The sequence below is a fragment of the Mesorhizobium loti genome (assembly GCA_014189435.1).
In the GTDB taxonomy this organism is placed as follows: domain Bacteria; phylum Pseudomonadota; class Alphaproteobacteria; order Rhizobiales; family Rhizobiaceae; genus Mesorhizobium; species Mesorhizobium loti_G.
The window spans coordinates 4,724,264-4,743,690 of sequence record CP050293.1 but is presented as its reverse complement, the minus strand read 5'-3'; the positions used below and the strand labels follow the sequence as shown (position 1 = coordinate 4,743,690).

The 19,427-nt window shown below is 64.4% G+C and carries 18 protein-coding genes and 1 pseudogene; 15 read left to right on the top strand and 4 right to left on the bottom strand.

The features are described from left to right. Nucleotides 1-18 precede the first annotated feature (18 nt). From HB777_22855 to HB777_22835, 5 genes and pseudogenes are all read left to right on the top strand, one after another. Nucleotides 19-1,185, top strand: coding sequence for an ABC transporter substrate-binding protein (locus tag HB777_22855; GenBank protein QND66475.1), 1,167 nt, complete (start codon nucleotides 19-21; stop codon nucleotides 1,183-1,185). A 4-nt stretch (nucleotides 1,186-1,189) separates the two neighbouring features. Beyond that, the gene (locus HB777_22850; GenBank protein ID QND66474.1) at nucleotides 1,190-1,894 is read left to right on the top strand and encodes an ABC transporter ATP-binding protein; all 705 of its coding nucleotides are present in this window, start codon (nucleotides 1,190-1,192) and stop codon (nucleotides 1,892-1,894) included. Nucleotides 1,895-1,899: 5 nt separating this feature from the next. Continuing rightward, complete coding sequence (locus HB777_22845; GenBank protein ID QND66473.1) at nucleotides 1,900-2,781, top strand: branched-chain amino acid ABC transporter permease; 882 nt, start codon at nucleotides 1,900-1,902, stop codon at nucleotides 2,779-2,781. Between the two features lie 4 nt (nucleotides 2,782-2,785). Next, the gene (locus HB777_22840; GenBank protein ID QND66472.1) at nucleotides 2,786-3,415 is read left to right on the top strand and encodes an FMN-binding negative transcriptional regulator; all 630 of its coding nucleotides are present in this window, start codon (nucleotides 2,786-2,788) and stop codon (nucleotides 3,413-3,415) included. Nucleotides 3,416-3,445: 30 nt separating this feature from the next. Beyond that, a pseudogene (locus HB777_22835) lies at nucleotides 3,446-4,493 on the top strand (ornithine cyclodeaminase). 12 nt (nucleotides 4,494-4,505) lie between these two features. Here the strand turns inward: HB777_22835 and HB777_22830 are convergent. From HB777_22830 to HB777_22815, 4 genes are all read right to left on the bottom strand, one after another. Further along, nucleotides 4,506-5,609 (bottom strand): zinc-binding dehydrogenase, encoded by a 1,104-nt coding sequence (locus HB777_22830; GenBank protein ID QND66471.1) that lies wholly within the window; start codon nucleotides 5,607-5,609, stop codon nucleotides 4,506-4,508. 8 nt (nucleotides 5,610-5,617) lie between these two features. Continuing rightward, the gene (locus HB777_22825) at nucleotides 5,618-6,997 is read right to left on the bottom strand and encodes an aspartate aminotransferase family protein (GenBank protein ID QND66470.1); all 1,380 of its coding nucleotides are present in this window, start codon (nucleotides 6,995-6,997) and stop codon (nucleotides 5,618-5,620) included. Between the two features lie 36 nt (nucleotides 6,998-7,033). Next, complete coding sequence (locus HB777_22820; protein QND66469.1) at nucleotides 7,034-8,527, bottom strand: NAD-dependent succinate-semialdehyde dehydrogenase; 1,494 nt, start codon at nucleotides 8,525-8,527, stop codon at nucleotides 7,034-7,036. A gap of 130 nt (nucleotides 8,528-8,657) precedes the next feature. After that, on the bottom strand, nucleotides 8,658-9,149 hold the full coding sequence (locus HB777_22815; GenBank protein QND66468.1) for an Lrp/AsnC family transcriptional regulator: 492 nt from the start codon (nucleotides 9,147-9,149) through the stop codon (nucleotides 8,658-8,660). A gap of 83 nt (nucleotides 9,150-9,232) precedes the next feature. On the opposite strand from HB777_22815, the gene HB777_22810 reads away from it, so the two are divergent. The 10 genes from HB777_22810 to doeB all read left to right on the top strand — a co-directional run bounded on the left by HB777_22810 (nucleotide 9,233) and on the right by doeB (nucleotide 19,405). After that, nucleotides 9,233-10,618, top strand: a complete 1,386-nt coding sequence (locus HB777_22810) for a PLP-dependent aminotransferase family protein (protein ID QND66467.1) — start codon at nucleotides 9,233-9,235, stop codon at nucleotides 10,616-10,618. A 273-nt stretch (nucleotides 10,619-10,891) separates the two neighbouring features. After that, nucleotides 10,892-11,683 (top strand): ectoine/hydroxyectoine ABC transporter ATP-binding protein EhuA, encoded by a 792-nt coding sequence (gene ehuA, locus HB777_22805; protein ID QND66466.1) that lies wholly within the window; start codon nucleotides 10,892-10,894, stop codon nucleotides 11,681-11,683. 88 nt (nucleotides 11,684-11,771) lie between these two features. Then, a complete protein-coding gene (gene ehuB, locus HB777_22800; protein ID QND66465.1) occupies nucleotides 11,772-12,623 on the top strand; it encodes an ectoine/hydroxyectoine ABC transporter substrate-binding protein EhuB in 852 nt (283 codons plus the stop codon). A gap of 163 nt (nucleotides 12,624-12,786) precedes the next feature. After that, a complete protein-coding gene (ehuC, locus tag HB777_22795; GenBank protein ID QND66464.1) occupies nucleotides 12,787-13,446 on the top strand; it encodes an ectoine/hydroxyectoine ABC transporter permease subunit EhuC in 660 nt (219 codons plus the stop codon). Between the two features lie 34 nt (nucleotides 13,447-13,480). Continuing rightward, nucleotides 13,481-14,140 carry an ectoine/hydroxyectoine ABC transporter permease subunit EhuD gene (ehuD, locus tag HB777_22790; GenBank protein QND66463.1) on the top strand — a complete coding sequence of 220 codons (660 nt, stop codon included), beginning with the start codon at nucleotides 13,481-13,483 and terminating at the stop codon, nucleotides 14,138-14,140. Between the two features lie 3 nt (nucleotides 14,141-14,143). Then, complete coding sequence (gene eutA, locus HB777_22785) at nucleotides 14,144-14,920, top strand: ectoine utilization protein EutA (GenBank protein ID QND66462.1); 777 nt, start codon at nucleotides 14,144-14,146, stop codon at nucleotides 14,918-14,920. Between the two features lie 184 nt (nucleotides 14,921-15,104). Beyond that, a complete protein-coding gene (eutB, locus tag HB777_22780; protein QND66461.1) occupies nucleotides 15,105-16,097 on the top strand; it encodes a hydroxyectoine utilization dehydratase EutB in 993 nt (330 codons plus the stop codon). Beyond that, nucleotides 16,094-17,086: an ectoine utilization protein EutC gene (eutC, locus tag HB777_22775; GenBank protein ID QND66460.1), complete on the top strand. Its 993-nt coding sequence runs from the start codon at nucleotides 16,094-16,096 to the stop codon at nucleotides 17,084-17,086. The genes eutB and eutC overlap by 4 nt, the downstream gene beginning before the upstream one ends. A 130-nt stretch (nucleotides 17,087-17,216) precedes the next feature. After that, nucleotides 17,217-18,395: an ectoine hydrolase DoeA gene (gene doeA / locus HB777_22770; protein QND66459.1), complete on the top strand. Its 1,179-nt coding sequence runs from the start codon at nucleotides 17,217-17,219 to the stop codon at nucleotides 18,393-18,395. A gap of 5 nt (nucleotides 18,396-18,400) precedes the next feature. Then, on the top strand, nucleotides 18,401-19,405 hold the full coding sequence (doeB, locus tag HB777_22765) for an N-alpha-acetyl diaminobutyric acid deacetylase DoeB (protein QND66458.1): 1,005 nt from the start codon (nucleotides 18,401-18,403) through the stop codon (nucleotides 19,403-19,405). Nucleotides 19,406-19,427: the final 22 nt, after the last annotated feature.

Below are 19,427 nucleotides of genomic sequence, written 5' to 3'. Positions count from 1 at the left end.
TCCAGAAGGAGAACCGACATGCCAAGCCTCTATCGACTCCATCGCGCCGCTTTGTGCGCTGCCGTGTTCGGCATCGCCGCCATTTCGACGGCCAGTGCCGAGGAGATCATCATCGGTGCCGCGACCGCGCAGACCGGTGGCCTTGCTCCTTACGATCAGCCGGCACTTGCCGGCTTGCGCATGTCGCTCGACGAACTCAACGCTAAAGGTGGCCTTGGCGGTAAATACACCGTCAAGCTGCTGATCAAGGACACCCGCTCCGACACCGCGCAGACCGCCACTGTCACCCAGGAACTGATCGACGCCGGCGCCAAGATCATGATCACGCCGTGCGATGCCGATCCCTCTATTTCCGCCGGCCAGCTCACCCAGCCGCTCGGCATTCCGACCCTGACGCTCTGCGGCTCCGCCCCGGTGCTGACCGGCGCGGTCGGCGACGTCATGTTCGGCACCTATCCGGCCGACAATGTGCAGGCGACGGCGGTCGCCGACTTCGCCGTCTCCGAAGGCAAGAAGAAGGTGTTCCTGCTGACTTCGCCGGACTCCACCTACACCGCCAATCTGCCGGAATATTTCGGCAAGGTGTTCGAGAAGAAGGGTGGCGCCATTGTCGGTCGCGGCACTTTCAGCATGGGCCAGCCTGACTTCTCCGCAGAGATCACCAACATCAAGGGCCTGGCCGACAAGCCGGACCTGATCATGACGGCGGCCTACGAGCCGGATTTCCCGGCCTTCATCCAGCAATTGCGCGGCGCCGGCGTCACCATCCCGGTCTATGGCGCCGATGCCATCGGCACGCCGACCATCAAGGCGCTCGGCAAGCTGGTCGACGGCGTCGTCTACACCGCGGCCGGCTATGCCGAGCCGGGCAGCAAGCTCGAAGCCTTCAACGCCGCCTTCACCAAATATGCCGGCCACGCACCGGAATCGACTTATGAGGTCAATGGCTACGAGATCGGCCTGATCCTCGACCAGGCGGTCAAGACGGCCGGCTCCGACGATCCCAAGGCCGTCCGCGACGCCATCGCCGGCCTCAAGGATTTCGAAGGCATCACCGGCAAGATCACCTATGCCGGCACCGACCGCATGCCGCTACGGCCAGTGGCGCTGATGCGCTACGAGGGCGGCGAGGGCAAGCATGTCCAAACCTTGATCCCCGACGCCGCCGACGTTCCCGCGCCGTGATGTCATGCTGAGCGTCGAAGCCCTGAAAATCCGGTACGGCGAAGTCGAGGCGGTGCGCCGCGTCGACCTCACCGTCGACAGCGGCGAGATCATTGCGCTGGTCGGCGCCAACGGCGCCGGCAAGAGCTCTACGCTCGGCGCCGTCGCCGGGTTGGTGCCGGCGGCGTCCGGCAAGGTGATCTTCGATGGTGTCGACATCACCGGCCTGGCGCCGGAGGCGATCGCCCGCAAAGGCGTCGCGCTGGTTCCCGAAGGCCGCCGCATCTTCGCCAGTCTGACGGTGGCCGACAATCTGCGTCTCGGCGGCGCGGTGCACCAGCCGGCGGCCGAGGCGCGGCTGCGCGAGGAGGAGATGCTGGAGCTGTTCCCGATCCTGCGCCGCTACCATCGCGTCAAGGGCGGCAATCTGTCGGGCGGCGAACAGCAGATGCTGGCCATCGCCCGCGCGCTGATGGGCAAGCCGCGCATGATTCTGCTCGACGAGCCCTCGCTCGGCCTTGCCCCGCAACTGATCGACACCGTCTTCGACCTGATCGCCGAACTGCGCCGCAAGGGCCTGACCATCCTTCTGGTCGAGCAGAATGTGGCGCTGGCGCTCGAAATCGCCGATCGCGCCGTCGTGCTCGCCAATGGCGAGGTGGTGCTGTCGGGCACGGCAAAAGAACTCGCCTCGTCGGACCTCGTCCGCCAAGCCTATTTGGGAGCTTAAGAAGCATGGTCGCGCAGCAGATCATCAATGCGGTGAGCCTCGGCGGCGTCTATGCGCTGCTGGCGCTCGGGCTGGCGATCGTCTTTTCCATCGTCGGCCTCATCAACTTCGCCCATGGCGAGCTGATGACGCTGTCGGGCTATGCGCTTCTGGCCTCGCTGGTGCTCGGCTTTCCCTTCCCGGTGGCGGTGCTTGTCGCCGTGTCCTGCGGCGCGCTCGCCGCTGTCGCCATGGAGCGCATCGCGTTCAGGCCGATGCGCGGCGCCAGCGTCACCAGTCTGTTGCTGACCAGCTTCGCCGTCTCCAGCCTGTTGAAAGTCGTCTTCCAGAACGGCATCTCGGCGCGGCCGCAGGCCGTCGCCATGCCTGGCTGGATGACCGGCGCCTTCTCCTTTGGCGATTTCACCATCGGCGTCGGTCCCAGCATCTCCATCGTCGTCTCGGCGCTGGCGCTGATTGCGCTCGAAATCTTCCTGCGCCGGTCGGTGACCGGCACGGCCATGCGCGCCGCGGCGGAAGATTTCGACGTCGTACGCCTGATGGGCATTCCGGCCAGCCGTATCATCGCCACCGCCTTCCTGCTCTCCGGCCTGCTGGCCGGGCTGGCGGCCATGCTGTGGGTGGCGCAGCGCGCCTCGGTCGATCCGCTGATGGGCTTCACGCCGGTGCTGAAGGCGTTCATCGCCGCCGTCGTCGGTGGGCTGGGCAGCCTGCCCGGTGCGGTCGCCGGTGGCTTCCTGCTCGGCATCATCGAGGTGCTGTTGCAAGCGACATTGCCGGGAGCGATCGCGCCCTACCGCGACGCCATCGTGCTGTCGGGGGTCATCGCGGTACTGCTGGTTCGCCCGCAGGGCCTGATCCCGGCGGTTCGCGCCCAGCGAAGCTGACCTGATGTACACCAAGCCTGAATTCGCGCCGCTGTCGCGCGACGAGGTGTTCGGCTTGATCGAAGCCGCGGCCTTCGCGACGGTGGTGACGTCAGGACCGCAGGGCCTCGCCGTATCGCATCTGCCCTTCGTGCTCGATCGCGACCGTGGCCCGAACGGAACGTTGGTCTCGCATCTCGCCAGGGCCAATCCGCACAGCGCGCTGATCGCCGAGGGCAGGGAGACGGTCGCCATCTTCCACGGCCCGCATGGCTACATCTCGCCGTCCTGGTATCCGCGAAACCCGGTGCGCGACAGCGCGCCGACCTGGAATTTCGCCGTCGCGCATTGCCATGGGCATCCGGTTCCGCTCGACGATCACGGCACGGCCCGGCATCTCTTGCAGCTTGTCGACGTGCTGGAAAAAGATCGCGACGATCGCTGGCGCATGCGCGAGTTGGGGCCAGGCGGCATGGAGCGGCGCATACCTGGTATCATAGGGTTTGACCTGCCGGTCGGGCAGCTCGAGGCCAAGTTCAAGATGGGGCAGGATGAGCGCCTCTACGACACGAGCGAAGCCATCAGGGCGCTGGAGCAAGACGATCCGGCGCTGGCAACGATGATGAAGGCGCACAACGGGCATCGCCGGGACTGACCGCCGGCAAGCGGCAAGGATAAGAAAAAAATGATTCCCAATCTCAACATCGTGCCCTTCGTCAGCGTCGACCACATGATGAAGCTGGTGCTGAAGATCGGCGTCGAACGTTTTCTCGTCGAACTCTCAGGCTACATTGAGGACGATTTCCGCCGTTGGGAGCTGTTCGACAAGACGCCGCGCGTCGCCTCGCACAGCGCCGAAGGCGTCATCGAATTGATGCCGACCAGCGACGGCGAGGTCTACGGCTTCAAATATGTCAACGGCCATCCCAAGAACATGCGCGAAGGGCGCCAAACGGTGACCGCTTTCGGCATGCTCGCCGATGTCCACAATGGCTATCCCGTGCTGTTGTCGGAAATGACGATCCTGACCGCGCTGCGCACGGCGGCGATGTCGGCTCTTGCCGCCAAATACCTGGCGCCGGCCGGCTCGAACTGTATGGCGCTGATCGGCAACGGCGCCCAGGCCGAATTCCAGGCGGTGGCCTTCAAGGCGCTGCTCGGCGTCGACAGGCTGAGGCTTTGTGACATTGACCGCACGGCCACCGAAAAATGCATCCGCAATCTCGCCGGGCTCGGCTTCGACATGGTCGCCTGCGGCACCGCGCAAGAGGCGGTCGAGGGGGCTGAGATCATCACCACCGTCACCGCCGACAAGCAGTATGCCACCATCCTTACCGACAACATGGTCGGCTCCGGCGTACACATCAACGCCGTCGGCGGCGACTGCCCGGGCAAGACCGAACTGCATCGCGATATCCTGCTGCGCTCCGACATCTTCGTCGAATATCCGCCACAGACCCGCATAGAAGGCGAGATCCAGCAGCTTGGGCCGGATCATGAGGTGACCGAGCTGTGGCAGGTGATGTCAGGCGCCGTGCAAGGCCGGCGCGATCCCAGCCAGATCACGCTGTTCGATTCTGGTCGGCTTCGCCATCGAGGATTTTTCGGCGCTGCGCTATGTCAGGGATCAGCTCAAGTCGACTGGCCTCTACCAGGAACTCGACATGCTGGCCGACCCCGACGAACCGCGCGACCTGTTCGGCATGTTGCTGAGAGCGGCTCAGCAGGGTTGAGGCATAGGGTGTTCAGATAGCCGAACCCCACATGGCATCCGGCACCACCACCAGCTTGCCGACGAAATCCTTGGCGATGAAGTCGGCTTGCGCCTTGTGGAAATCGGAGAGCTTGTAGACCCCGCCGACCAGCGGCCGGATTTTCTTCGCTTCGATGTATCCAACGATGCGGCGGAAATCGGCGCGTGTGCCCTGGCTCGAACCATGCAGCTGCAACTGTTTCAGATACATGGTCCTGAGATCGAGCTGCACGACCGGGCCGGCAATTGCCCCGGCGGTGGTGTAGCGGCCTTCGGGCCTGAGAATACGCAACAGATCATTGAAGATAGAGCCGCCGACGAGGTCGGCCACCACGTCGATCGGCTGGCCGCCGGTCGCCTCGTTCACGGCATGTGGCAGGTCGGCAACGCCACGGGTTATGACAGCCTCGGCGCCGATGTCGCGCACCGCCTGTTCCTTGCCTTTGCCGACGACGGCATAGGGAATGGCGCCGCGCGCCCGCGCCAACTGCACGATGCCGGAACCGACACCGCCCGAGGCGCCGGTGACCAGCACGCGCTCGCCAGCCTTGAGCCCGGCGCGCTCCAGCATCTGTTCGCCGGTGAGGTAGGCGCAGCAGAAGGTGGCGAGTTCGACGTCGGTCAGGTCGGTATCGACGACATGAGCATTCTCGGCCGGGACGGCCTGGTATTCGGCGTAGCCGCCGTCGCGGCCGTGGCCCATATAGTCGATGTCGGCGAGGGAATCGTCGTCGCGATTGTAGATCGAGAAATCGACCATCACTCGTTCGCCGATACGGTCCGGCGACACACCTTCGCCGACAGCGGCGATGATACCGACAGTGTCGGTGCCCTGGATGCGCGGGAAAACAAGCGTGTTGCCCTGGCGCCGCCACGTCGACACGGCGGAAGCGTCCTCTTCCGTGCCATAGGCGCCCTGGCGCACCCAGACATCGGTGTTGTTCATCCCGCAGGCGCTAACTTTCACCACTACCTCACCAGGAGCAGGCACGGGCACTTTGACATCGCTGCGGTAGACGAGCTTTTCCGGTCCGCCGTGCCCGGTGAGCAGCACGGCGGCCATTGTGGCGGGGAGGGTTCTGGTCAAGGCATTCATAGTCGATCTCAGAGATTGGCAAACACGCTCTTCACGGCATCGGCGGTCTTCGAAACGACGATGTCGGCTTCCTCGCGCGTCAGGCAGAGCGGCGGCGCAAAGCCCAGAATGTCGCCCTGCGGCATGGCGCGGCCGATGACGCCGCTTGCGGCAAGCGCCGTCGCCACCTGCGGCCCGATCTTGAGCGAAGCGTCGAAGAACACCCGGTCGTCCTTGTCGGCGACGAACTCGACTGCCGCCAGCATGCCGTCGCCGCGCACGTCGCCGACGTGTTTGTGACCGCCGACCGCCTTGGCCAGCTCTGCGCGGAAATAGGCGCCGGTCTCGCGGGCATTTGTCACCAGGTCCATCTCGTCGATCAGTTCGAGATTGGCGACACCGGCGGCAACGCAGATCGGATGCGCCGAATAGGTCCAGCCATGGCCGAGCGAGCCGAGCTTGTCGGAACCCTCAACCAGCACCTGCCACATCTTGTCGGCGACGATGACGCCCGACAGCGGCGCATAGGCCGAGGTGAGGCCCTTGGCGATGGTGATCAGGTCCGGCTTGATGCCGTAATGTTCGGAGCCGAACATGGTGCCCAGCCGGCCGAAGCCCGTCACCACTTCGTCGGCAACCAACAGCACGTCGTACTTCTTCAGCACCGCCTGGATCTTTTCCCAGTAGAAGGCCGGCGGCGGCACGATGCCGCCGGTGCCGAGGATCGGCTCGCCGATGAAGGCAGCGACCGTTTCCGGGCCCTCGGCCAGGATCATCTCCTCGAGCTTATCGGCGCAATGCTGCGAAAACTGCTCCTCGCTCATCGAGCGATCGGCGCGGCGAAAGTAGTAGGGCGCCTCGGTGTGCAGGATCGGCGCGCGCGGCAGGTCGAAGGCGTTGTGGAACAGGTCGAGTCCGGTCAGCGAACCGGTCATCACGCCCGAGCCGTGATAGCCACGCCAGCGCGAGATGATCTTCTTCTTCTCCGGCCGCCCCAGCACATTGTTGTAGTACCAGATCAGCTTGATGTTGGTTTCGTTGGCATCCGAGCCGGAGAGGCCGAAATAGACCCTCGACATCCCCGCGGGCGCGCGGTCGATGATCATCTTGGCCAGCGTGATCGAGGCCTCGGTGCCGTGGCCGACATAGGCGTGGTAGTAAGCGAGGTTCTTCGCCTGGGCGGCGATGGCATCAGCGATCTTCTGGCGGCCGTAGCCGACATTGACGCAATAGAGGCCGGCAAACGCGTCAAGGCTCTTCCTACCGTTGTTGTCCCAGACGGTGACGCCTTCACCGCCGGCCATGATGCGCGTCGGGCTCTCGCCGCGTGCATGTGTGCCCATATGGGTCGAGGGATGGAAGAAGTGGTCGCGATCCCAGGCGGCGAGTTCGTTGGACTGGTCGAGCATTTTTTCTACTCCTGGAGAATGGGGGCTTGATGCAGCTTAGGCCAAGTCGAGACAAAGATATTTGAGATCGGTGAAGGCTTCGAGCCCCTGGCGCGAGCCTTCGCGGCCGATGCCGGATTGCTTGACGCCGCCGAACGGGATCGGCGCGCCGGTGATCTTTACGCGGTTGATAGCGACCATGCCGTAGTCGAGCGCACGGCCCATGCGTTGCTGGCGGGCGCCGTTCTCGGTCACGACATAGGCGACGAGTCCATATTCGGTGGCGTTGGCGCGGCCGATCACTTCGGCCTCGCTGTCGAACGGCGTTACGGCGGCGACCGGGCCGAAGGTCTCCTCGCGCATGATTAGCGCTTCGTCGGTGACGTCGGCCAGCAGCGTCGGCCGGTAGAACAGCGGCCCAGCCTGGTGCCGCCCGCCGCCGGTGAGGCAGCGCGCACCGTGGGTCAGCGCGTTTGCGACCTGTTCCTCGACCTTCTTGATGGCGCGCTCATGCATCAGCGGCCCAATGTCGATTTCCTGAGCAAGGCCATTGCCGGTCCGCAGCATCTCGATGCGCGCGGCGAAAGCAGCACAGAAGCGATCATAGATCGGACGCTGGACATAGATGCGGTTGGCAGCCAGGCAGTCCTGGCCCGACGTGGCGAATTTGGCGTCGATGGCGATGCTCACGGCTTTGTCCAGATCGGCATCGGCAAAGACGATCAGCGGCGCGTGGCCGCCAAGCTCCATCACCAGCCGCTTCATGGTCGGCGCACTTTGCGCGGCGATCAGCCTGCCGATCTCGGTCGAGCCGGTGAAGCTCATGGCGCGGACGCGCGGATCCTCGCACATCCGGCCGACGATCGTCGAAGCCTTGCCGGTGACGATGTTGAAGACGCCGGCGGGCAGGCCGGCGCGCTCGCCGAGTTCGGCCAGCGCCAGCGCCGACAGCGGCGTTTCCGAGGACGGATGCGCGACGATGGTGCAGCCGGCGGCAAGGGCGGCGGCCGCCTTGCGGGTCAGCATGGCCGACGGAAAATTCCACGGCGTGACGACACCGACGACCCCGAGCGGCTCACGCCGCACCATCATTTCGGCGTTCGGCAGATGGCTGGTGACGCTCTCGGCATTCAGGCGTTTTGCTTCCTCCGCATACCATTCGACGAAGGAGGCGGCATAGTCGATTTCGCCGAGTGATTCCTGCAGCGGCTTGCCCTGTTCCAGCGTCATCAGCAGAGCCAGATCATCCTTGGCGCCGACGATCAGCTCGAACCATTTTCGTAAAATTTTCGAGCGCTCCTGCGGCAACAGCGCCCGCCAGGCCGGAAAGGCGCGCGCGGCGGCATCGATCGCCTTCGTCGTCTGCTGTGCATCGAGCGCGGCGACGAAAGCGACGGTGGTGCCGGTGGCCGGATCGGTGACCTCGAAACTTTCGGCAGCCTCGCTCGCCGTCCAATGGCCGTCGACATAGGCGAGTTCGCGCAGCAGCCGACGGTCGGCGAGGCCGTCGAGCGCTTCATGGCGATGCGAGCGGGCGAAATGCGCGGACATGGTCGAGGCCTCCCGGTTCGGACTGATGCGGGAAGACTACCCGTCCGATGCAGACAGAGAGGCTGTTTGGATGCCTTGAAGTAGAGAGACTCTCTCTATTGCGCCGTCCGGCGAGAGGATCTCTCCAATCCTACGGCGACGCCGGCAGCAGGTCGGCTATGGGCAGCGCGATCTCGTCCTTCACCGTCTTGATGACGATGTAGGTGAAGTAGCGATCGATACCGATTTCGCGGTCCAGCAAGCCATCGACCAACCGCTGATAGGCGTCGATGTCGCGCGCCATCACCTTCAGCACATAGTCGACGCCGCCCCCGACCGACCAGCAGGCGACGATCTCGGGAATGTCGCGGATGACGCGCTCGAAGCGCTCGAAATCGGCTTGACGGTGGTTGGCCAGCGTCACCTCCATCAGCACGGTGGCGACGGGTGCGACGACGCGCATGGCGATCCTGGCGTGGTAGCCAGACACGATCCCGGCCTTTTCCAGCTTGCGCAGCCGCATCCAGCACGGCGTCGGCGACAGCCCGACCTGCTCGGCCAGCGCCAGCTTGGTGATGCGTCCGTCGCGCTGGATGGCGTCGAGGATTTTCAGGTCGATCGGGTCGAGTTTCGCAGCGTTCATCGGCGTCCACTTTTTCGTCCACCGCACCATGACGGCGCATTATTTCGATTGTCAATTGCACTGATTTCGATCTCTAATAAGTCATGACATTGTGGCAACCCGATCCCGCGCTCATCCGGCGGCCAGCCTATCAGTCGCTGGCCGACCAGTTCGCGCGCGCCATCCATGACGGACGCCTTGCCAATGGCGCCCGGCTGCCGACTCACCGTCGGCTGGCCGACGACCTCAAGCTTTCGGTGCAGACGGTCAGCCGCGCCTATGAGGAACTGATCCGGCGCGGCCTGATTTCGGGCGAGATCGGCCGCGGCAGCTTCGTCCAGACGCAGCGCCGAGAGCCGGAACCGCCATACCTGCCGGAGCGGCTCGGCGAGGTCATCGATTTGTCGATTCTGAAACCGGTCTGCGAGCCAATGCATCTGGAGCGGCTGAAGCAGGCGCTGGGCTGGCTGGCCGAGAACCTGCCGTCGAGTTCAGCACTGTCGTTCCGCCCCAACATGGTTTTTCCGCGCCACCGCGCGGTGGCGGTCGAATGGCTGAGATTGTGCGGGCTCGACACCTCCGCGCAGAACATCAGCCTGACCAACGGTGCCACCGCCGGCATGACGGTGGCGCTGATGAGCGTGGCGCCGCCGGGCTCGACCGTCGCCACCGAGGCAATCGGCCATCACACGCTGGTGCCGCTCGCCCGCTATCTCGGCTTCAACCTCGAAGGCCTGCCGATCGACGACAACGGCCTGATCCCGGAAGCGCTGGACGAAGCCTGCCGGCATTCCGACATCCGCGCTGTGTTCGTGCAGCCGTCGGTGATCAACCCGACGGCGACGCTGATGGATGCGGCGCGGCGCGCCGAGATCGCGGCTGTGGCGCGCAAGCACGACATCGCCATCATCGAGAACGATGTGCTGGGTCCCCTGGTCGAAGACCGGCCGCCACCAGTTGCCGCGTTTGCGCCGGAGCGCACGCTCTACGTCACCTCCTTCACCAAGATCACCGTGCCCGGCCTGCGCATCGGCTATCTCGCCGCGCCCGACCGCTATGTCGCCGCCGTCGCCAACCGGCATCTGGTCTCGAACTGGATGGCGACACCGCTGGTGGCCGAGATCGCCACCAAATGGGTGACCGACGGCACGGCGATGGAGCTTGTCCACTGGCAACGCGCGGCTTTGCGGCGCCGGCAGGATATCGCGGCGCAGGTGCTGGCCGGCGTCGACTATCGCGCCCGGCGCGACGGGCTGCATGTCTGGCTGCAACTGCCGGCCGACCGCTCCGAGGAGAGCTTTGTCGCCCAGGCCCGGCTGCAGGGCGTGGCGATTGCACCCGGCACATCCTTCCGCATCTCGGATGCGCCCTGGCATCCGGCGGTGCGCATCTCGCTGGGCTCGACCACCGAGGGGGAATTGCGCGCCGGCCTCGGCGTTGTCACCAAGCTTTTGCTCGGCGATCCGGAGCATCTGCTGCTCGCAATCTAGCGAGTACGCCGCTATTCGGGTGATGTCGGCCTGCGAAAGGCAGCCTCCTGCGCTTCCGGTACTCACGTACGAAAAGTACGCTCCGTTCCGGTTCTCGGAGGCTCCCGTTCTCGGCTCGGCCTGACCCGAATCCCGGCGCACTCTTCGGCACTGGTTGCTCAAGAATTGTGCGGAATGGGAAATATTGTCATGATATTATTTTCCCAATTGACATGATTTGGCGCGTTCCGCATCGTTAAGGGGCACAGGCTTCTCCAGCACGGGGAAATTCATTTGTCCGCATCCGCACCCATCATCAAGATCGACGGCATCTCGAAGAGTTTCGGCAGCTTCAAGGTGCTGGACGGCCTGTCGATGCAGGTCATGCCTGGCGAGAAGCTGGCACTGATCGGCCCGTCCGGCTCGGGCAAGACAACGATCCTGCGGATCCTGATGACGCTGGAGCGCATCGATGGCGGTCATATCCAGATCGACGGCGAGCAGCTCTACCACAGGGAACGCAATGGCCAGCTGCTGCCCGCCGATGAGCGGCACCTGACAAGGATGCGCCAGAAGATCGGCATGGTCTTCCAGCTGTTCAACCTGTTTCCGCACAAATGCGTCATGGACAATGTCACGCTGGCGCCGATGCTGACCAAGGGCACGCCGCGCGCCGCCGCCGAAAAGCGGGCGATGGAACTGCTCGAGATGGTCGGCATGGCCGACAAGGCCAAGTCCATGCCTGCGCAGTTGTCCGGTGGCCAGAAGCAGCGTGTGGCGATCGCCCGGGCGCTCGCACTGTCGCCGAAGATCATGCTGTTCGACGAGGTGACGTCGGCGCTCGATCCGGAGCTGGTCGAGGAGGTGATGAACGTCATGCGCAAGCTCGCCGCCGAGACCGACATGACCATGCTGCTGGTCACCCACGAGATGGGCTTTGCCCACGATTTCGCCGACCGGGTGCTGTTCTTCGATCGTGGCAGAATAGTCGAGGAAGGCAAACCCGACGAGATTTTTCGTCATCCCAAGCAGGAGCGCACGCAAGGCTTCCTGAAGAAGATCATCGCGGCCGGACATCGCGTCTGACCGCCATGCCCCAGGGCGACGAAGTCGTCCCGAGGCGGCGAGGGCCGCCCCGTAACAAAAGCAAACAAGAAACAAGGAGTTGGGAACAATGAAGAAACTTGGCATTCTGGCCGGCGTTGCCGGTCTTGCACTGACGGCGGTGCTGGCCGCCTCGACCGCCGGTTCGGCCGACGACAGCAAGCTCGAACAATTGAAGGCGCAAGGTTTTGCCCGCGTCGCCATCGCCAACGAGCCGCCCTATACGGCGGTCGCTGCCGACGGCAAGGTTTCGGGTGCGGCACCCGATGTGGCGCGCGAGATATTCAAGCGCCTCGGCGTCGCCGACATCGTCGCCTCGATCTCCGAATATGGCGCCATGATCCCCGGCCTGCAGGCCGGGCGCTTCGATGTCGTCACCGCCGGCCTGTTCATGAAACCGGAACGTTGCGCAGCCGTGGTCTATTCGGAGCCGGTGCTGTGCGACGCCGAAGCGATGCTGGTGAAGAAGGGCAATCCGAAAGGCTTCAAGAGCTACGAGGATGTCGCCAAGGACGCGACCGCGACCATCGGCGCCCCCGGCGGTGGCACCGAGGAGAAGCTGGCGCTCAACGCTGGTGTGCCGCGCGAGCGTGTCATCGTCGTGCCGGACGGCCAGAGCGGCGTGAAGATGCTGCAGGACGGCCGTATCGATGCCTATTCGCTGCCGGTTCTGTCGATCAACGATCTGGTCAAGAAGGCCGCCGATCCGAACCTCGAAGTCATCGCGCCGGTGCAGGGTGCGCCGGTCTATTGTGACGGCGCCGCCTTCAAGAAGGGCGACGAGGCGCTGCGCGATGCATTCGACGTCGAGCTCGCAAAGCTGAAGACATCGGGCGAGTTCGCCAAGATCATCGAGCCCTATGGCTTCTCGGCGGCAGCCGCGATGTCGACGACCCGCGACAAGCTCTGCGCTGCGAAGTAGCGCGAGCGTTCTTCCTTCTCCCCGTTCACGGGGAGAAGGTGTCACGAAGTGACGGATGAAGGGCGGCGCATACTTTGGTGGGCTAGCGCCGCCCCTCATCTGCCTGCCGGCATCTTCTCCCCGTAAACGGGGAGAAGGAGCTAAACCCAACGTTGGAACCCAGATGACCCAGTGGTCCGGCTATTTCGGCCTGATATTGCAGGGAGCGCTTGTCACCATCGAGCTGACGCTGATGGGGTCGGTGCTTGCCCTGTTCATGGCCTTCCTGGCCGGGATGGGACGGCTGTCGCGCTTCTTCGTGCTGCGCGCGCTGGCCACCGCCTACATCGAATTCTTTCGCGGCACCTCGATCTTCGTGCAACTGTTCTGGGCCTATTTCGTGCTGCCCTTTGTCGGCATTTCGCTGACGCCGCTGCAGGCCGGCGTGCTGGCACTCGGCCTCAATGTCGGCGCCTATGCCGCCGAAGTGGTGCGCGGCGCCATCCAGTCGATCGGCCGTGAACAGTATGAGGCCTGCACCGCGCTCAATCTCGGCCGCTGGCAAGGCATGCGCCACGTCATCTTGCCGCAGGCGCTGCTGGTGATGCTGCCGACCTTCGGCAACAACGCCATCGAATTGCTCAAGGCGACCGCCGTGGTGTCGCTGATCTCGCTCACCGACCTGACCTTCCAGGCGCAGGTGGTGCGCGCGCAGACCGGCAGCACCTTGGTGCCGTTCACCACCATCCTGATCATCTATTTCATCCTCGCCCTGCTCATCTCATGGGGTGTGCGCTCGCTGGAACGCCGCATGGCGCGCGGCCTTGATGGGGTGCGTGCCTGATGGCCAATGCCCTTCTGATAAATTGGGTCTGCTGATGGAGTGGGATTGGAATTTCGTCTGGGAAATCATGCCGACGCTGATCCAGGGGGTGAAGATCACCATCCTGGCGACGCTGCTCGGCTCGGTGCTGGCGGCGATCGTCGGGCTGGGCATCGCGCTGGCGCGCCGCTCGCCCAACAAGGCACTGTCGCGCACGGTCGGCTTTCTCGCCGAATTCATTCGCGGCACGCCATTACTGGTGCAGCTCTATTTCATCTTCTACGTGCTGCCCGACATCGGCATCCTTTTGCCGCCGCTGGTGGCCGGTGTCATCGGGCTCGGGCTGCACTACGGCACCTACACGGCGGAAGTCTATCGCGCCGGCATCGACAATGTGCCGCGCGGCCAATGGGAGGCCGCCAAGGCCTGCAATCTCAGCGCCAGGCAAACCTGGACCCACATCATCATTCCGCAGGCCATTCCGCCGATGATCCCGGCGCTGGCCAATTATTTCATCGCCATGTTCAAGGAAACGCCGCTGCTGTCGGCGATCACCGTGCTTGAGCTGATGAACCAGGCCAAAAGCGTCGCCAACACCTATTATCGCTATATCGAGCCGATTACGCTGGTCGGTGCCTTCTTCCTCGTCATCAGTCTGTTTTCGGTCGTGCTGCTGCGCTGGCTGGAACGCCGCTACGGCAAGATCGAGAGGTAGCCGATGAAACCCTTGCCCGAGATCAAGGTCTACCCGAAGCGGCCGGCGCTGGATGCGCGCCCGCTGGAGCGGCGCGTCGGCCTGATCATCCTGGCCACCGACCACACCAGCGAGCCGGATTTCCGCCGCATGGTGGCGAGCGAGCGGATTGGCGTCTACGTCGCGCGCATTCCCTACGCCAACCCTACGACGCCGGAAAACCTGCGCAAGATGCAGCCGGCGCTGACGGCGGGCGCGGCCCTGATCCTGCCGGACGAGCCACTCGAGGCGATCTGCTACTCCTGCACTTCAGCGTCGGTGGTGATCGGCGATACCGAGATCGAGGCCGCGATCCAGGCTGCAAAGCCCGGCGTGCCAGTCGTCACGCCGCCGATGGCGGGCGTGCGCGGGCTGCGTGTGCTGGGCGCGAGCAAGATCAGCATCCTCACTCCCTACACAGTCGAGACATCCAGGCCGATGGCCGCCTATTTCGCGGCGCGCGGCTTCGACATCGTCAGCTTCACCTGTCTCGGCTTCGAGGACGATCGTGAGATGGCGCGCATCGCGCCGGCAACGCTTGTCGATCTGGCGCGTGAGGCGACCGATGCGAGCGCCGATGCGCTGTTTGTCTCCTGCACGGCGCTGCGCGGTGCACTCGCTGTCACTGGCATGGAAAAGGCGATCGGCCGCCCGGTGGTGACCAGCAATCAGGCGACCGCCTGGAATTGTTTGCGGCTTTGCGGCGACGACACAGCCCATCCCGAATTCGGCCGTCTGATGACGCTGCCATTGGGACAGTAAGACGATGTTCAGTCTGTGCGAGCACCCCCCTCTGGCCTGCCAGCCATCTCCCCCTCAAGGGGGAGATTCGCAGCTCATACGCCACCCCCCTTCCTGCAAGGTCGACAACTGGCGAACTCGCGGCAGCAGCTAATCTCCCCCTTGAGGGGGAGATGGCCGGCAGGCCAGAGGGGGGCGTTTCGTGATGCCCGCCGTTATCCTCACCGACATCCGTACCGCCCGTGAGCGTATCGCCAACAAGATCGAGCGCACACCAACAGTTTTGTCTCATAGCCTGTCGGAGCGCCTCGGCCTCCCAGTCCACCTCAAGCTCGAGCACCGCCAGACCACCGGTAGCTTCAAGCTGCGTGGCGCCTCGAACGCCGTCGCCTCGCTGAGCGCCGAACAGAAGGCGCGCGGCGTGGTCGCGGCGTCGACCGGCAATCATGGCCGCGCGCTGGCGCATGCGGCGAAGCTTGAAGGCATGCGCGCGGTGATCTGCATGTCGCGGCTGGTGCCTGAAAACAAGCTCGAAGAGATCCGTCGTCTTGGCGCGGAGGTCCGCATCGTCGGCAACAGCCAGGACGATGCCCAGCGGGAGGTCGATCGACTGGTGGCGCAGGAGGGGCTGGTCATGCTGCCGCCCTTCGACCATCCCGCTATCATCGCCGGGCAAGGCACGCTCGGGCTGGAGATGATCGAGCAGGTCCCGGATGCCGCTCTCGTTCTGGTCCAGCTCTCCGGCGGCGGGCTCGCCTCAGGCGTTGCCGCGGCCGTCAAAGGCGTCAGGCCCCGGACAAAAATCATCGGCGTTTCGATGGCGCGCGGTGCGGCGATGAAGGCGAGCCTCGATGCCGGCCACCCGGTGCTGGTGGAGGAATTGCCGACGCTGGCGGATTCGCTCGGCGGCGGCATCGGCCTCGACAACCGGCTGACCTTCGCCATGTGCCGCGACCTGCTCGACGATGTCGTTCTGCTCAGTGAGGACGAGATCGCCGCCGGCATCCGTCACGCCTATGCGCGCGAGCGCGAGATCGTCGAGGGCGCCGGCGCGGTCGGCATCGCCGCGCTGCTCGCCGGCAAGATCACGACGAAGGGTCCGGTGGTTGTTCTGCTTTCCGGCCGCAACATCGATATGGACGCGCACCGCAAGGTCGTCTGCGGTGAGGCGCCGTCGCTTAAGGAGCGTGCCGCATGAGCCGGATGACGATCCTAACCGAGAAAGAATTGCGGGCGATCGTAACGCTCGATCTCGATGCCGTCGCCTGCGTCGAGAACGCCTTCCGCGCGCTTGCCACTCTGCCGGTGGCGATGCCGCCGATCCTACGGCTTGACATTCCCGAGCATCGCGGAGAGGTCGATGTGAAGACCGCCTATGTGCCGGGCATTGACGGCTTCGCCATCAAGATCAGCCCCGGCTTCTTTGACAATCCGAAACTCGGTCTGCCCAGCGTCAACGGCATGATGGTGCTGTTGTCGTCGAAAACGGGCCTGGTCGAAGCGTTGCTGCTCGACAATGGCTATCTCACCGATGTCCGTACGGCAGCGGCCGGCGCAGTCGCGGCCAAATATCTGTCGCGACAGGACTCGTCTGTCGCCGCGATCTTCGGCGCCGGCGTGCAGGCCGGGCTGCAGCTCGAAGCACTCATGTTGGTACGGCCGATCGCCGAGGCGCGCATCTGGGCGCGCGATGCCGTCAAGGCGGAGATGACCGCCGCTGCCTTGCGCGAAAAGCTCGGCATCGTCGTGCGCGCCGAACCCGACGCGGCAAACGCGGTTGCCGGTGCCGATATCATCGTCACCACCACGCCCTCGACCGAACCGCTGATCAAGGCGGGATTCGTTTCCGCCGGCCAGCACATCACCGCGATGGGCTCCGATGCCGAGCACAAGAACGAGATCGCACCGGCAATCCTGCGCATGGCCGATCTCTATGTCGCCGACAGCGCCCGCCAGACGCGGCGGCTGGGTGAGCTGCACCATGCCATCGCGGCGGGTGTGATGGCTGGAGATGCGGAGGTGACCGAACTCGGCCAGATCATCGCCGGCGAAAAACATGGCCGCCGCTCGGCCAGCGACATCACCGTCGCCGACCTGACCGGCACCGGCGTGCAGGACACAGCGATTGCCACGCTCGCTCGCGACCGCGCGCGAGCGGTGAAGGCGGGAACCATTTTCGAAAGCTGATGCTGGCCAAAGCGTGATCCGGAAAAGTGGGAACCGGTTTTCCGAAAAGATCACGCTCAAACAAGAACGACGAGCCGGCTACAACGAAGTTGAAACAGGCTCCGGGCCCAACAAACGAGGACTAAGAACAATGCAACCGAACCTGAAGTTCTCGCGTGGCGAATTTGCGGATCGCCTCGCCAAGACGCGCAAAGCCATGGAGGTGAAGGGCGTCGATCTGCTTGTTATCAGCGATCCTTCCAACATGGCCTGGCTGACCGGCTATGACGGCTGGTCGTTCTATGTGCACCAAGCCGTCATCGTGCCGCCATCGGGCGAACCGGTCTGGTACGGCCGTGGCCAGGATGCCAACGGCGCCAAGCGCACCGCCTATCTCGCGCACGACAACATCGTCGGCTATGCCGACCACTATGTGCAGTCGACCGAGCGCCATCCGATGGATTTTTTGGCCAGCGTGCTTGCGGATCGCGGCTGGGGCAAGCTCACAATCGGCGTCGAAATGGACAATTACTGGTTCTCGGCGGCCGCCTTTGCCTCTCTGCAGAAGCATTTGCCCAACGCTCGCTTCGTCGACGCCACTGCACTGGTCAACTGGCAGCGCGCGGTCAAGAGCCCGACCGAGATCGACTATATGCGCAAGGCTGCCCGCATCGTCGAGACGATGCACCAGCGTATCGTCGACAAGATCGAGGTCGGCATGCGCAAATGCGACCTTGTCGCCGAAATCTATGATGCCGGCACGCGCGGTGTCGATGGTATCGGCGGCGACTATCCGGCGATCGTGCCGCTGCTGCCGTCGGGCGCCGACGCTTCGGCGCCGCATCTGACGTGGGACGACAGACCGATGAAGCGCGGCGAGGGCACCTTCTTCGAAATCGCCGGGTGCTACAACAGATACCACTGTCCGCTGTCGCGCACCGTCTTCCTCGGCAAGCCGACGCAGGAATTCCTTGATGCCGAGAAGGCGACGCTGGAAGGCATGGAAGCGGGCCTCGCCGCCGCCAAGCCCGGCAACGCCTGCGAGGACATCGCCAACGCCTTCTTCGCCGTGCTGAAGCGATACGGCATCGTCAAGGACAACCGCACCGGCTACTCGATCGGCCTGTCCTATCCGCCGGACTGGGGCGAACGCACGATGAGCCTGCGCCCCGGCGACCGCACCGAACTCAAGCCCGGCATGACTTTCCATTTCATGACCGGCCTGTGGCTGGAGACGATGGGACTGGAAATCACCGAGTCCATTCTGATCACCGAAACCGGTGTAGAGTGCCTGGCCAATGTGCCGCGCAAGCTGGTGGTGAAGGATTGAAGCCGATGTCCAGTCTACGCCCATCACCGATCGCGCCGACGGTGGATTTCGACCGCGACGGCGTCCAGCATGGTTTTCTGCGTTTGCCTTACAGCCGCGACGATTCGGCCTGGGGCTCGGTGATGATCCCGATCTGCGTCATCCGCAACGGCAAGGGGCCGACGGCGCTGCTTTCCGGCGGCAACCATGGCGACGAGTATGAGGGGCCGCTGGCGCTCTACGATCTCGCCCGCACGCTCGAACCGAAAGATGTCGGCGGAACGGTCATCATCGTGCCGGCGATCAACTATCCGGCCTTTCGCGCCGGCACGCGCACCTCGCCGATCGACAAGGGCAACATGAACCGCAGCTTTCCCGGCCGGCCGGCCGGCACGGTGACCGAGAAGATCGCAGACTATTTCCAGCGTGAGCTACTTCCCCGCGCGGACATCGTGTTCGACTTCCATTCCGGCGGCAAGACACTGGACTTCGTGCCGTTCTGCGCCGCGCACACGCTGCCCGACAAGGCGTTGGAACAGAAAGCCTTCGCGGCGGTGGCGGCCTTCGCCGCCCCGTTCTCGATGCGCATGATCGAGATCGACGCCGTCGGCATGTACGACACCGCTGCCGAGGAGATGGGCAAGGTCTTTGTCAGCACCGAGCTTGGCGGCGGCGGCACGTCGCGCGCGCAAACCGTGCGGATCGCGCGGCGCGGTATTCTCAATGTGCTGCGTCATGCTGGCATTGTTGAAGGTGCGGTCGAGAAGAGCAAAACCCAATGGCTCGACATGCCGTCCGGCGATTGTTTTTCTTTCGCCGAAGATGACGGCATGATCGAAACCATGGTCGATCTCGGCGAGCCCGTCGAAGAAGGCGCGGTGCTGGCGCGCATTCATTCCACCGGCCGCACCGGCATCGCCCCCCAGGAAATCCGGGCAAAAATGTCGGGCATGCTGGCGGCGAGGCATTTTCCCGGCCTGGTCAAGGCCGGCGACTGCGCGGCGGTTCTCGCCGTCGAAGTTGAGGGTTAGGCGGAAGCAGGCTGATCCCGGC